The 12,833-nt window shown below is 59.5% G+C and carries 13 protein-coding genes, 1 tRNA gene and 1 pseudogene; 6 read left to right on the forward strand and 9 right to left on the reverse strand.

The window, feature by feature from the left end; all coding sequences use genetic code 11:
• Positions 1 to 204: 204 nt before the first annotated feature.
• The 3 genes from EGJ34_RS17045 to EGJ34_RS22305 form a co-directional block, all read right to left on the reverse strand.
• Positions 205 to 435 (reverse strand): hypothetical protein, encoded by a 231-nt coding sequence (locus tag EGJ34_RS17045; RefSeq protein WP_125361680.1) that lies wholly within the window; start codon positions 433 to 435, stop codon positions 205 to 207.
• A 1-nt stretch (position 436) separates the two neighbouring features.
• Positions 437 to 964, reverse strand: coding sequence for a hypothetical protein (locus EGJ34_RS17050; protein WP_125361681.1), 528 nt, complete (start codon positions 962 to 964; stop codon positions 437 to 439).
• 238 nt (positions 965 to 1,202) lie between these two features.
• Positions 1,203 to 1,655, reverse strand: coding sequence for a hypothetical protein (locus tag EGJ34_RS22305; RefSeq protein WP_185750220.1), 453 nt, complete (start codon positions 1,653 to 1,655; stop codon positions 1,203 to 1,205).
• A 73-nt stretch (positions 1,656 to 1,728) separates the two neighbouring features.
• Here EGJ34_RS22305 and EGJ34_RS17060 point away from each other — a divergent pair, with 73 nt between their 5' ends.
• The 6 genes from EGJ34_RS17060 to EGJ34_RS17100 all read left to right on the forward strand — a co-directional run bounded on the left by EGJ34_RS17060 (position 1,729) and on the right by EGJ34_RS17100 (position 8,483).
• Positions 1,729 to 2,406, forward strand: coding sequence for a helix-turn-helix transcriptional regulator (locus EGJ34_RS17060; protein WP_125361682.1), 678 nt, complete (start codon positions 1,729 to 1,731; stop codon positions 2,404 to 2,406).
• 157 nt (positions 2,407 to 2,563) lie between these two features.
• Positions 2,564 to 2,956, forward strand: a complete 393-nt coding sequence (locus tag EGJ34_RS17065; RefSeq protein WP_125361683.1) for a hypothetical protein — start codon at positions 2,564 to 2,566, stop codon at positions 2,954 to 2,956.
• On the forward strand, positions 2,953 to 3,183 hold the full coding sequence (locus tag EGJ34_RS17070) for a hypothetical protein (RefSeq protein WP_125361684.1): 231 nt from the start codon (positions 2,953 to 2,955) through the stop codon (positions 3,181 to 3,183). Before EGJ34_RS17065 ends, EGJ34_RS17070 begins: the two co-directional genes overlap by 4 nt.
• A 455-nt stretch (positions 3,184 to 3,638) precedes the next feature.
• Positions 3,639 to 3,911, forward strand: coding sequence for a hypothetical protein (locus EGJ34_RS17080; RefSeq protein ID WP_125361685.1), 273 nt, complete (start codon positions 3,639 to 3,641; stop codon positions 3,909 to 3,911).
• A gap of 298 nt (positions 3,912 to 4,209) precedes the next feature.
• The gene (locus EGJ34_RS17090; RefSeq protein ID WP_125361687.1) at positions 4,210 to 7,194 is read left to right on the forward strand and encodes a hypothetical protein; all 2,985 of its coding nucleotides are present in this window, start codon (positions 4,210 to 4,212) and stop codon (positions 7,192 to 7,194) included.
• A 191-nt stretch (positions 7,195 to 7,385) separates the two neighbouring features.
• On the forward strand, positions 7,386 to 8,483 hold the full coding sequence (locus tag EGJ34_RS17100) for a tyrosine-type recombinase/integrase (protein ID WP_125361689.1): 1,098 nt from the start codon (positions 7,386 to 7,388) through the stop codon (positions 8,481 to 8,483).
• Between the two features lie 59 nt (positions 8,484 to 8,542).
• Here EGJ34_RS17100 and EGJ34_RS17105 read toward each other — a convergent pair whose 3' ends face one another.
• The 6 genes and pseudogenes from EGJ34_RS17105 to EGJ34_RS17130 all read right to left on the reverse strand — a co-directional run.
• The gene (locus EGJ34_RS17105; RefSeq protein WP_125361690.1) at positions 8,543 to 9,292 is read right to left on the reverse strand and encodes a hypothetical protein; all 750 of its coding nucleotides are present in this window, start codon (positions 9,290 to 9,292) and stop codon (positions 8,543 to 8,545) included.
• A gap of 276 nt (positions 9,293 to 9,568) precedes the next feature.
• Positions 9,569 to 10,843 carry a hypothetical protein gene (locus EGJ34_RS17110; protein ID WP_125361691.1) on the reverse strand — a complete coding sequence of 425 codons (1,275 nt, stop codon included), beginning with the start codon at positions 10,841 to 10,843 and terminating at the stop codon, positions 9,569 to 9,571.
• Positions 10,844 to 11,327: 484 nt separating this feature from the next.
• A tRNA-Pro gene (locus EGJ34_RS17115) sits at positions 11,328 to 11,404 on the reverse strand.
• A gap of 67 nt (positions 11,405 to 11,471) precedes the next feature.
• A complete protein-coding gene (locus EGJ34_RS17120; protein ID WP_125361692.1) occupies positions 11,472 to 11,828 on the reverse strand; it encodes a MerR family transcriptional regulator in 357 nt (118 codons plus the stop codon).
• A complete protein-coding gene (locus EGJ34_RS17125; protein ID WP_005410432.1) occupies positions 11,809 to 12,108 on the reverse strand; it encodes an integration host factor subunit alpha in 300 nt (99 codons plus the stop codon). The genes EGJ34_RS17120 and EGJ34_RS17125 overlap by 20 nt, the downstream gene beginning before the upstream one ends.
• Before the next feature lie 26 nt (positions 12,109 to 12,134).
• Positions 12,135 to 12,833: pseudogene (locus EGJ34_RS17130) on the reverse strand (phenylalanine--tRNA ligase subunit beta); the annotation flags it as partial.

Here is a 12,833-nt window from a genome sequence, read left to right on the forward strand (position 1 = left end):
ACATCATCATAATTGGCAGACATTCAGTAAGTTCCAGAGCTGCTGTGTACGCGGCTAGTGCGCGCTTGATTACCCGCAAAACGCATGACCCAGGAGGACCCATCGACCGGCGCTCGTTCAGGTTTGACGTTCAGCCTCGAAGGCGCGACCGAACTGAATCGACGCGACCGCGTTTCCATTGCTCCCCGGGGGGAAGGGGCGCGGTCAGGGCTCGCCATCGCGGCAGACCTCCAGCTGCAGAGAAGATTGCCTCTGCTGCACAGATTCCAGCGCCGCCCAGGCGCGCTCACGTTCGGCCAGGGCGGCGTCACCGACCGGGCCTTGCTCGGCCCCGGAGAGCAACTGCTCGATCCGTTCAATCTCACGACGCGCCGCTGCGCTGACGATCCGCTTGCCGTGTGCACGTGGTGCCCGGGGTGCGCGGTAGGTGACCATGTCATGCCCGCGCCCTGCTCTTCTTCAAGGCACGACGCAGGTTGCGCTCGATGCGGTGGCACATGGAGCGCAGATCCTGCAGGGCATCAAGCATGCGGTCGGCTTCTTCCAGGGTGACCTTGTCGTCCTGCAGCACGTCCAGGGCCACAGCCGACAGCTGTCCGCAGAACTTGGAAACATGCAGCAGCTTGTCGCGGATCGCCGCAATCTCATCGGCCACGGCATCCGGTGCCACGGGCACGTGGTCGATGGTCAGGTTGAACTGGGCGGCCAGGGACAGGATCCAGTCGGTGGCCACCGACGTGCCGGCTGCCTGCTCGACCATCCAGTCCGTGAGCATCTCCATCATCTCCATCGAGAGCGATTCGCCCTCCAGGCCGCGCAGCTTCTTGCGCAGGGACTCACCCTTGATGGCGGCACCCCGACGCTTGGTCAGATAGGCAGCGGCGGCGTTGACGCTTCCAGGCATGCGCGAGACCGCGTTGTAGGCTGCATCGCGCCAGTAGATGTCGGACCGGGCACAGGTCATGCGGCTATCCCCTGAGAAGCGCAGAGTTTCATCGTTCCTCTCGCGCCCCATGTCGCTGCACGATTGGAAGCATGAGCGAACTGATTGGATTCGAGCGACAAATGCGATTTACCGCGATTCGCGCCTACTGCGCGACGAACGGGATAGGAGGCGTGGAGGCGGTGCTCTTCGCTCCGCTTGTGTCTCCGACACAGCGCGGAGCGCGGAGTTCCAAGCTGAAGCTGATAAGACGGGACGGTCATGCCGCATCCACCCCGACGATACGATCTGCATCTGGATCCGAAGGTTGATCGGGCGCACAGGTCAGTCCGCTAGTGCCCAACAGATTGAGCACATGCGGCACTGCCGGCACACTGGCCTCTTCCGGCCAAGCCGCGACATCTTCCGTTGGGAGACCCAGCACCTTTGCCAGGTGCGCGTCGCTGCTCAAGCCCAGCCGGGCGCGCAGTGCTCGCTTGCTCATCCTGCTGTCGACCAGTGCGCTGATGGGCTGCCGGACTTGCTGCCTCCCGGCGGCGAACTGCTCAGGCGTCATCGCCGCCAGCTTGAAGGCTGCGTCAGCACGGGGGGACCGTGTCCGTCCAGCCCGTATTTCTCTGACAGCGTTAGGCGTGACGCCCATTCCGACTGCCAACAGATCAACTGTCGCGCCGGCCTTTAGTAACCCTTCGATGTGGGATTTCCAGTCCATGGACCGGCAAGCTACAGAATTCTGCAATTCTCGTCAACAGCATTCTGTTACAGGGTTCTGTGACCATTCGTCCATGGAGACCATTGGCACCCGCGTACGCCGAGAGCGCGAATTACAGAACATGGACCGCCGCGAGCTGGCGGCTAAGAGCGGTGTGGGGTATAGCACCCTCTCCGAGCTGGAGCGCGGCGGCATGCAGACGAGTACCAAGCTGCGCGTCATTGCAGATGCCCTTGGAGTTTCGCAGCAATGGTTGGAAACAGGCAAAGGTCCCAAAAGCGCAACGCCGATAGGACCGGTCTCATCAATCTTAGAGACTGAGACCCTTCCCGGATATGTTCGCTTCGACTTGTTCGAAGGGGGTGCCGGAATGGGGGTGGGGTTGGTGAATCAGGACTTCCCTGAGGTCGTGCGCACCATCGAGATCGCGGAATGGGAAGTCCGCAAAAAGCTCGGCTACCTGCCAGCACCCGGCCGCATCCAGATCATCACTGGGCGCGGCCCATCGATGCGCCCCAAGCTAGAAGACGGCGACATTGTGTGGATAGATACGACCTGTGATTACTTCGACGGCGACGACTACTACCTGATCAACATCGGCGGCGAAACGCAGATCAAGATGTTGCAGCGGCGTGGCGATGGCATGTATGTGGTAAGCATCAACCCGGACTTCCCAACCTATCGGGCAGACGAAGGTGAAGTGTCCATCCTGGGTAAAGCGTTAATGCACGCGGGACTTCGCCGCTTCTAGAGCCACACCCTCAGCATCAGTCAGTAACTGAACAAGACTGACTTGGTTCAGCCTGGATGCTAAAATTACAGAATACTGTTGACATGCAATTACAGGATTCTGTAGTTTACGCCCGTCGCCCCAGTAACCGCCCATCCGGGCCGGGGCACGGAGACTCATGGCTTACCTCACCATCAGCGCTGTTGGCGTTCCGGTGGCAGACGCCCGCCCGAGCAACGGCACCATCGTAGTTCGAATCGGCACGCCTGGCGAAGGCCTGCTGTCCCTTTCAGCTCAAGAAGCCTTCGCGCTGGCGCGCGGGCTTATCTCTGCAGCCGTCTCGGTCAACTCCCCGGAAGGGGCGACCGTCGCCGCGGCGGCTGACATCAACGGAGGCACGGTTGTCCTGTCCGTCGGCGGGGAACCAATCCTCAAGCTGCCCGTTGAGACGTGGACCCAGCTCTCCATTGAGGGCTCCGACGCAGCAATGGCACTGCAGGGCGACAGACTCAGGGCGCATTTGCGCTCACTGAGCCTGCAGCTGGGCAACTCCGACTTGGTGGGGGCATGAACATGGCGCAGGCATTCAATCACAGCAGCCAGACGCATCTGCCGTACCCCAACACTTTCTGCCCGAACGTGGACGAGCTCGAGCGCCACATCATCCTGGTGTGGGGCGAGCTCTGCGCGGCGTCCATTGCCAAAAGCTCGTGGATGCAGGAGCTACTGACAGCACAACTGCACGACCTGGGGGTGCTCAGGTACCAAGCGCAACAGCGCGAAGGAAGTGCGCCATGAAGGCCCGCATGCGAACCGCGTGGGCAGTGCTGGCGCTTGTAGCCGCCGTCGTAGTCCCTCTCCGGATCACAGATATCCATCAGGCGTACGAAGCCCGCCAAGCCAAGGCGCTTGTCGCTTCCGTGCCGGCCAACAGGTGATTGCCATGCAGACCGCCCGCCCTACCCCGCCCGACATTCCGCTCTGCCGCCCCGGGCATCGGCCGCAGATCGTGACAACCACTGGCGCTCCCCTAGGGCACCAGCTCGGAGCACCGTGCCCGCCGCTGATTCACTTCGAGTGCCACCAGTGCCAGCTGGCCACTGTCCCAAGCGCTTCTCTCGCGATTGCCGAGCTGCGCTGGACCGACCCGGGCCTGCGCGATGAGCTCATTGCGATCTCCCACCTAGCTCGGGCGCGCGCGAGCGTCCTGGCGCGGATGCCTTCTAAGAATGCTGCCTGACTTGGAGAACGAGATGGCCGCAGAACTAAAGCCTATGGAACGCGCAGCATTGATCGTGGCCCGTGGCTCCAGCAACAGCACCCTCAAGCGAACCCGTGGCGGATTCTGCTCCTCCAAGCAGCCATCGCGCATCTTCAGCCGCCGCGTGATGAACTGGCTCTACGAGCGTGCGCTTCTTGATTTCGACGACCCGGACTGCCCCGGAAAGGCCACCCTCACTGCGCGAGGCGAAGCTGAGGCGGATGCGTTGGTCGCACAAGGGCTGACCAAGGCGGGCTTGGCATGAATCCTTCTCCACTGCCAATCGAAAAGACATTCGCCACCGGTTCCCAAGGCACCACTCTGGTTCTGATGATCTGCGCAGGCTGGTTGTGGGCTGGGCTGTATGCGAGCCCGCATAGCAGTTCGCCAGTGGAAGTTGCAGCGTCGGCTCGGCTCACTGCCAAGGCCGGACGCAGAACGCTGACCTTGGGCGGCCACAGCTTCGCAGTCTCGAACGCATCACTTCACGCCATCCGCCGTTGGCTGGATCGGAACCGCGTGCGCGTGCGTGTTACACCGGACGCTGCAACGAGGAAGGCGGCATGACTCGCTGCAAGTCGTCAGGGCTTACGCGGAAGCCCCTCAATATGTCGTTCGGCTGCGGTCACGCCGAGCTGAAACCCATCGCCCTTGCTAGTGATCATGCGCACCTTTGGGATGGAAACGGCATGCCCATCCACCTGGAGGCTGTAGTCAAAGAGCCCGTCGCCGATTTGGATCACTGTAACGACGAACGTATGCCCGTTAATGACGCCACGGAGAGTCTTGCGCGAGGAATCGGCAGGCATCGAGATGGCTGTCTGAATGGGCAGCCACACTTTACAGATGAATTTGTTCAGCGGGAAGTCTCATCTCCACGTCGTTGTTTCGCGTGGAAATCGCCACTGCCGGTGAAGGGCATTTCCTCACCGGCCGATGGCCCGCCTTGCGAGGGAATCATCGGGGTCCAGCTGGCTGGCAATTTCTCTCGCGGCGTCCAGGGCCGCACATCGAGCAGCCTGCTGGCTGGCGAAATCACCTTCCAAGTGGATCGATTCGAGAGCTCGTCGCTCACCTTGAGCGTGGACCACGGCTGCTGCGTACCATCGCCCGGGGCGATCCACGCACTCGCCTACAAGCGTTACCAACCGAAAGCTGCCTTCCCAATCTTCCATACCACTTCTTCCAAAAAACGTATGGAAGAAGCTATAGAAGCGCTCTTTGCGACCGCGTCAATGCTGTCTATCACCACCGCCACCTTCCCTAACGAGTTCAGCATGGGAAGGCTGGGTCCGTGCACTTCAGCGAAAGCGGAGCACGCGTCCGGGCCGTACTTGCGCCAGAGCAGCCCTGCTCTCTATCAAATCCCGCGCCACCTGCTCGGCCGACTCCAAAGCAGCTTGGCAAGAAGACTCATCGGGCATGGGTCGTTCAGATCTTCCGATCCCCTCTACAGCAACAGACAGCACGCGCCATTGGTTAGCACCGCCGCGCCACAAGTGGATCGTGTAACCCCTTCCATCCACAGACAAGTCAACGCTGTGAAACGATTCTGGAGCAACAGCTACTGCCATCTTTCGTACCCCGACTGCACTCAGTTCGATACTGCCTTGAGTTCATTGTGGCCACAAGGGCGAAAGAGCGCGTCAAAGTCTTCCCGTGCCATCAATCAGCGTGTCGGCCCAGATTCGCGCTTCGATAGCACCCTCGTTTATGGCTTGAATGATGCTTTCGAAAGGTCCGAACTCTTGAACTTGCGTTTTCAAGTCTGCCTCTTCCGGCCACGTCAGGACAACGGTGGCCAGAAAGCCCCCGGCTACCGGGTCCACGACCAGGTGCAGCTCAAGTCCTCTATGCATCATGCGCATGTTGCGCATCCTCGGCCCAGCCAGCGGTTGAAAGTGGGCTGTTATGCGAATGCTATGCGGCACTCGCATACCGCCGCCTATAGCGACTTCCTGTCCGGCTCAACTGCCGGGTTCAAGCCCAAACTACCAAGCGCACTTCAACTACCTGTCGATCTGCTCAACCGCGAAACCAACACCGATGTCCAAGGCCTGCTGGAGAGTGGAAGCATCCGGCAAGTCCAGTCGATCAAACGCCGGCCGTCCCACAATGCTGACGGAATGAACGAATGCGCGCCCACCCGTCGGTTGCCACGCCTCCACAGAGAAAGCGACGCCGAACAACGAGCAATCTATGTATTCCTTCAGTATGAAACGACCGCTCATCCCACGAATCCCATGTGGCGCATAGGCGGGATCGTGTTCCTGGCGCAGCAGGCTGTCAATGCAGTGAAGCGGTGTCAGGATCGCCGTAGCACCGGCCAATTCTTAACGATTCATCTTTGGATCCGAGGGCTTCGCCCCGGCGGACGCAATGATCTCATTGGCAACAAGCTCCCCTTGCTGGAGGGCCGCAAGGCAAGAGCCGGCATGGAAATCGATATGCCCCACAACTGCCACATTGTGGACCTGGACCTTCTGAAGCCTCCAACTCGTGTCGCTCTCTCGTACAAGCTCACACGTGTAGGAGTACCGACCAATGGAAAGCGTGACTCTTCGCAGACCCATACGTCGCTCCGCCGCTGCCTACAGGCCGAGTCTGCTCCCGTAAGCGAAACTGCTCAAGGGGGTGTTCTTCCGATCCCCATCCACTCGAGCGCGGTGCATGGGTCAAATGTGGCTAAGGACTTCTACAGGCCGCCCCTGCAGAATCGCTGCGACGATGCGCCAGCGGCCTCAAGGGTCACCTTTGATCCCGACACAGATGGCATCCATGCGCTTGGCGCGCCGCACGGCCAACTGTCAGGCGCTGGCCGCGCCAGCGTTGAGGGAGCTGACGTAAGAGCCTCCAAGCCGCTCAGCTTCCTCCTCGGCCTCTACCATGCTCTTGCTCCGCGCGGCCACTTCAAGGGTTCGCAGGTGCGTGCTGTCCGACCGGAAAATATGTACGACGCCCCGCCAATACCAGCCGTAATGGACTGCGGATACAACCATCCCGTAGGAGTTCAATTCTGTTCTGGAAGGCATTTGACTGACCCAGCTTCTTCGTCTTCGATAGTGCCAATACGTCGCCGCACCGTCGCTCACGCATTCTCACGCTACCTGATAGCTCGCTTCGCGTGCTCGCAGTTCGGTGAGCCGAGCAATCGCCCAACGCAGACCAGCATCGAGCGCATCCACCAAACTCTCGTGCTGCCCACACTGGGGTTGGTCAACCACAGGACGTTCCCCAACTTCCACGTAGCACACGACGGCCTTTCCCCCCTCCGGCTGACAGGCCTCAACAAAAATGTCGTGGCCGTAGCAGGTCGTTCCCAGCGAATCAAACTTCAATTCTTGAGCCATTTCACCCTCCCCCATGCGCCTAGGATCGTCAAGGCAAACCACCCCACCGTCAACAGGGAAGCCAGCTCATCTAGATACCAAGGTTGGGTTGCCCTCGGCTGGCACCGGATGCCCGGCACTCTCGTCAAAAATTCAGCCGAAAGCAGCAAAGACTTGCACGGCGGTAGGACATTCGGGGAACTGTCGCCATGCATTTGATGACGCCGCAGCGGTGGCTGGAGACCTACTTCGACCAGTCCAGCCGTCCCACCATGCCCCAGCTGCACAGATGGCTGAGGGACGGGAAGGTCCCCGGGAAGAAGGTAGGCGGCACATGGTTCATCGACGCACACGCTTGGCTGGCTGACGGCGATGACCTCATTGCCCGTGTATTGGAAGCAGGATAAGAAATGACACCACGGAAGCGCAGCGCTGGCCGCCAGGGCTGGCCCGACAATCTGTACCCGAACCGGGACGGGTTCAAGTACCGCCACCCGATCACTCGCCGCGAGACATTCATGGGGCGCGATAAGGTGAAGGCCTTCGCCGCGGCCAAGAAGCTCAACGCCATGCTGATGCCGGGCAACGACTTGGTGGGCCGGGTAGTGGGTTCGCGCGAGACCGTCGCCGATGCAATCGCGGTGTTCCGTCGCGACGACGTCCCTGCGCGCGGCTGGGCACCCAAAACCGCTGAGGTTTACGAAAGCGTCATCCGGCGAATTGAGACCGGCTTGGGGAGCCGCCCGGTGGAAGAAATTACGGTGAAGGACTGCGCGGAGTTCATTCGTGCAGTGACCGAGTCCGATCGCGCTAGGCAACAGTTCCGCTTGGTGCTGGGGTGGATCATGGCATGCGCATTACAGGAAGGCTGGATCGACACCAACCCGGTGCTAGCTACCCGTAGGTTTCAACATGAGCGTAAACGGGCACGGCTCACCAAGGAGATGTACGCCGCGATATGGCAGAAGGCGGATCCGTGGCTCCGCCTAGCCATGGACATATCGCTAGTCACACTGCTCCGACGCGACGACGTGGTTTCGTTGAAGTTCACCGACGTGCGCGATGGCGCGCTTTGGGTCATCCCACAGAAGACCGAAGGAAGCAGCTTGGTGAAGTTAAAGATACGCATAGGGGATCAGCTGGGAGGCCTGCTGGCGCAGGCGCGCGATAGTGTGCTTTCGCCCTACATCATCCACCGACTGCCGGAAAAGGCTCGGCCCTCAAACATGCGCGCATTTGCTCGCCAGCATCATACTCAGGTAATGCCAGAGCAGTTGACTAGGGCGTTTCAGGACGCTCGCGAGGCGGCCGACATTGGTGGAGAGCACCCGCCCAGCTTCCATGAGATTCGTAGCCTGGGAGGCGCTCTACTCAGCGAGGCGGGCTGGCAAATCGAGCAGGTCCAGGGTCTGATGGGCCACTCCTCTGCCAGCATGACTGAACACTACCTCGAAGGACATGATACCCCATGGCAGGACGTCCAACCCGGCAACATGTTGGTGCGATAAGTACTATGCCGTTGACTTTGCTAGCAGTCCATCCATTAAGGTGGAGCACGCGGCAGCGTCTACCTTCGATCTCGTCCGGGCACCAGAGGACCGACCTCATTCTCGACCTCTTTATGACTTCCGTTCTCCAAGGGCGAGGCAAGGACCTCGTCAAGCAACGCGTCAAATCTTCGCCCGCGCTCTCCTCCGGACATCTCGAAATCAGTCGGCCAAAGCACAACTTCGCCAGAAAAAACATCGTTCTCGGATGTTGCCGAAAGTCGAAGGCTTCCACTAGATGCGTCTTCTGGAGACAAACGAAACGACGCGTATGAAACGCGACTCCCGTTAACGGTGTCCCACACGACGCCTTGGAAGGCTCCTGTAAGACCAACCTTCCCATCCATCATAACCCTCGACCAAGGAGCTAGGGCATGTTTCGCCATGTATTCCGAGCGAATTTCCCCCTGGTACTCGCCGTGGCCGAGGTACTCGATATCCAACTGTACTTCCCCCACATCGGGAACACGAGTGCCGTCGCTAACAATATTCCGACCCTTCCATGCGTTCGGATCACTTGAGAAGCGCCCGACGTACTTCTGGTAGCCGATTGCCGCATTGAGCGTAGTCTCCTTTGCCGGAGCATAATTCTCCGAGAAGGACACGATCTTGGCTGGCAGTTCGAGCACACCGACAATAGCGGCTGCCACCCAACCGGAGACCAAAATCAACCAACGGCCCCAAGTAAGCCATCCCGGGCTCTTATCAATCGATGGCGTTCGCGCCGACATCCTGTCGCCCCGTTCACCTCTATTCTTCCAGTTAGCCATGCCCTCCCCCTACCTCTGATAGCCAATGCGCCAAAGTCGGGCCGGCCTTCTAAGCGCCGCCGCGCCCACATAATAGGCTACGAGCCTTTGCCACTCGGACAGCAAAAATGGCTCAGGCTCTTGTTCCGGATGCCCGCTCTGCCTCGAAAGCGGCCATTATCAACCGCCAGGAATCATCGACTGGTCAATGGCCTGCTTCGCCCAGGACCGGAAGTTCATAGAAGCCGGTTATTGCCACAGCCTGGACGATTGACCTGAAATCAGTCACATCTGAGACTACGTGGAGGTACCAACAATTACTTGCTCAGAAATGAAACGCAAAAGCGGCACCTCACTCAGAAGTTCGCGCTCATCCTTGAAGGGCGTGTAGCGCTGCTTGTCCCCGTCTTTGCTGTGCACCAATGCGTTCCTTGTTGCGTAGATCCTCCGACCTAGAGTCCTTATAACCAATTCGTGGTCATGCGAAGTTAGATCAACTGCCGGAGCTTTTGAGAAGGCAACCTCATTTGACCGGTAATACTCAACAAGGGAAGGAGAGTATTCATTGATCCTACTAGCGAGCTCTGAGACATCAACGTACCTAGTTAGGGTCAACCTGAGCGCCTCTGACTCACTGAACGTAATTGTCTCACTCCTAATCTGAAGCGATCGCTTTATCTGGTCGATTAGCGATACCACATCCTTCTTACGCCGATACGAAAAAGCAGGATGGGTAATTTGCGACTTTACTTTATCCACCAACTCATCATTGAAGATCGATTCAAAGAAATGCTCTAGCACGTGGTAATAAGACAGGAACTGGACTGACGGACTATCGGTTGAAACGGCGAGCACGTAGTGAGCGACCAAATCCTCGTTGTACATCCTTCGCGGCGGATCAATCTCGTCAACCTTTGATCTTCGCATCCGATTGATTCGCCCGCGACTCGAAAGCTCCTCCAGAAATCGAACCTGCACCAAAGCCACATCAAGATTAAACGCGATATGGAACAAGAAGGATGACGAGAGCTGCTGAAACCTCCTCACTGAGGCCTTGCTCTTCGCACGGATTTTGAGCGTTAGGAAGCGGTATACGGACACCGCCCGCAAAATATCAAACGGACTGGAGGACTCGATTTCGATTCTCATCCGCTCAAATCGCATACCTGACAAGTAACCGAAGCCAAGGTCACGCATTTCTCTCTGCGTCTGGACGGTGGAAAGCAACCAGGTGAGGTACGCATCCGAAGCCGGAGAGAGCTCGTACTCTATTCCATCATCCTCTTCGGAAACGCAGAGCTTATCTTCTCGAAACTTCCGAAAATGATGAGGAGATTCCTCCTGTACCAATATCTCATAGGTCGTGTCAGAAACGAGAGCGGTTTCGTCGGCAATTGTGTACTTCGCAAGGTCGCTGAATACAGCGGCGAAGGCATCCACTGGCAACAACATGTCCAAGCCGAATCGCTGATTGCTAAGCGAGTAAGCTCCTAGCTCCCTAACTTCAAACGTTGCACCGAGGCTCCATGCGATCCTCTGAGCGAGGGCGTCCTCCGAAATTGGCTTCTGCACACGTCCCCCTAAGGATTATGGTCCACGAATGAAATTTGAACACCGATTTGGCGGCTCACCTGCACAAGACATACGCGGCGTCGTCCCTCAATCATGCCTTGAGAGCGAGCTGATCCAAAAGATCTCTGTATAGCGCAGATTCACCGCTGGTCCCAGGCTTGTAACGATCTGTGTTGAAGTCGCTATCCAGTAGGTTGCCAGTGGGCTCAGGCATTTGTAAAGGTCGCGACCACCCAGATTCCGCCTGTCGGCCGAAGAGCCTGGACGTCCGCATTATCGTCAGTCGAGGATGTCCTTGAACGCCATCCCGCAAACAAACTGAGCCAGATAACTCCCGGAGCTGCATACCCTCTGTGCACCCGTGACGCGGACTTGTCGACCATGTCTACAGGGTGGGAATAGGGTGAAAATAGGGTGAAAATAGGGTGATGCAACAAAAAGGGCCCGCACCGTATGGTACAAGCCCTTGATGTTCCACCAGATTTGGTCGGGACGGCCGGATTTGAACCGACGACCCTCTGCCCCCCAGGCAGATGCGCTACCAGGCTGCGCTACGCCCCGATGATGCTGGTGTTGTCCCCGCCTTGCAGCGGGCCGACGAGTATACCCGTTTTGTGAAGAAAAAGGATCAGCGGCGCAGCAGCTGCAGCACTTCTTCCAGTTCCATCCGGGTCTGCTTGATGATCTGGTTGCTCAGCGCCGACTCCTCGCGGGCACCGGCTCCTTCCAGGCGCAGGCGCGCACCACCGATGGTGTAGCCCTGCTCGTAGAGCAGGCCACGGATCTGCCGCACCATCAGCACATCATGGCGCTGGTAGTAGCGGCGGTTGCCGCGGCGCTTGGCGGGCTCCAGGCTGGGAAACTCGGTTTCCCAGTAGCGCAGCACGTGCGGCTTGACGTCGCACAGCTCACTGACTTCACCAATGGTGAAGTAGCGCTTGGCCGGTATCGGCGGAAGTTCGCGGTTACTGCCCGGATCCAGCATATGCCTCCACCCGCTCCTTGAGCTTCTGGCCCGGACGGAAGGTGACCACCGTACGGGCGGAAATCGGAATCTCTTCACCGGTCTTCGGGTTGCGGCCCGGGCGCTGGTTCTTGCGCCGCAGGTCGAAATTGCCGAAGCCGGAAAGCTTCACCTGACGTCCCTGTTCCAATGCTTCACGCAGCACATCGAAAAACGCGTCGACAAATTCCTTGGCCTCGCGCTTGTTCAGACCGACTTCGTCGAACAGCTTTTCGGCCATCTCCGCCTTGGTCAATGCCATTGCCTGCTACCCCCCATGCTTCCCGCTCATCCGCGGATCCGGGCGTGGTGTTCACGCTCCATGGCAGCCACCGCCTCGGTGACCACCGCGTCCACGTCGCGGTCCGTCAGAGTGCGCGACTTGTCCTGCAAAATCAAGCCCATAGCGAGACTCTTGAAACCGGGCTCGACGCCCTGCCCCACGTACCGGTCAAACAGGGTCACCTGACGCAGCATCGGGCCGGCGGCACGGCGCAGGGTGGCCTCCAGGTCGGCCCAGGCGGCCCCTTCCGGAACCAGGAAGGCCAGATCGCGGCGGACCGAGGGGAACCGGGACAGTTCGCTGGCGCGCGGCAGTTCGCGGGCGGCCAGCGGAGCCAGGTCCAGTTCGAAGGCGTACACGTCCACGTCGATATCCATGGCCTGGGCCAGGCGCGGGTGGATCTGGCCGATCCAGCCGATGGCCTGGCCGTCACGCAGCACCTCGGCCGAACGGGCCGGATGGCCGTACGGACGGGTCGAGGGCACGAAGGTCAGCGCGGCACCGGAGGCGGCGGCCAGCGACTCCAGGTCGCCCTTGAGGTCATGGAAATCGACTTTGCGGGTGGGAAGGCCCCACTGCTGGGGATCGGCCTCGCCGCATACGGCCACGGCCACGCGGGTAGTCTCGATCGGTGCCGGGCGGTCATCGCCGGCCTGCGGGTGGAACACCCGGCCGAGCTCGAACAGGCGCACGCGGCCCTGCTG

Origin of the sequence: Stenotrophomonas sp. 278 (assembly GCF_003935715.1) — a bacterium.
Lineage (GTDB): Bacteria > Pseudomonadota > Gammaproteobacteria > Xanthomonadales > Xanthomonadaceae > Stenotrophomonas > Stenotrophomonas maltophilia_AH.

Coding starts and splice junctions, on each gene's coding strand:
- EGJ34_RS17070 (WP_125361684.1), top strand. CDS start 2,953: ATGAACATGGCGCAGGCATTCAATCACAGCAGCCAGACGCATCTGCCG.
- EGJ34_RS17105 (WP_125361690.1), bottom strand. CDS start 9,292: ATGGCTAACTGGAAGAATAGAGGTGAACGGGGCGACAGGATGTCGGCG.
- EGJ34_RS22305 (WP_185750220.1), bottom strand. CDS start 1,655: ATGGACTGGAAATCCCACATCGAAGGGTTACTAAAGGCCGGCGCGACA.
- EGJ34_RS17045 (WP_125361680.1), bottom strand. CDS start 435: ATGGTCACCTACCGCGCACCCCGGGCACCACGTGCACACGGCAAGCGG.
- EGJ34_RS17100 (WP_125361689.1), top strand. CDS start 7,386: ATGACACCACGGAAGCGCAGCGCTGGCCGCCAGGGCTGGCCCGACAAT.
- EGJ34_RS17090 (WP_125361687.1), top strand. CDS start 4,210: ATGACTCGCTGCAAGTCGTCAGGGCTTACGCGGAAGCCCCTCAATATG.
- EGJ34_RS17125 (WP_005410432.1), bottom strand. CDS start 12,108: ATGGCATTGACCAAGGCGGAGATGGCCGAAAAGCTGTTCGACGAAGTC.
- EGJ34_RS17080 (WP_125361685.1), top strand. CDS start 3,639: ATGGCCGCAGAACTAAAGCCTATGGAACGCGCAGCATTGATCGTGGCC.
- EGJ34_RS17065 (WP_125361683.1), top strand. CDS start 2,564: ATGGCTTACCTCACCATCAGCGCTGTTGGCGTTCCGGTGGCAGACGCC.
- EGJ34_RS17120 (WP_125361692.1), bottom strand. CDS start 11,828: ATGCTGGATCCGGGCAGTAACCGCGAACTTCCGCCGATACCGGCCAAG.
- EGJ34_RS17060 (WP_125361682.1), top strand. CDS start 1,729: ATGGAGACCATTGGCACCCGCGTACGCCGAGAGCGCGAATTACAGAAC.
- EGJ34_RS17050 (WP_125361681.1), bottom strand. CDS start 964: ATGACCTGTGCCCGGTCCGACATCTACTGGCGCGATGCAGCCTACAAC.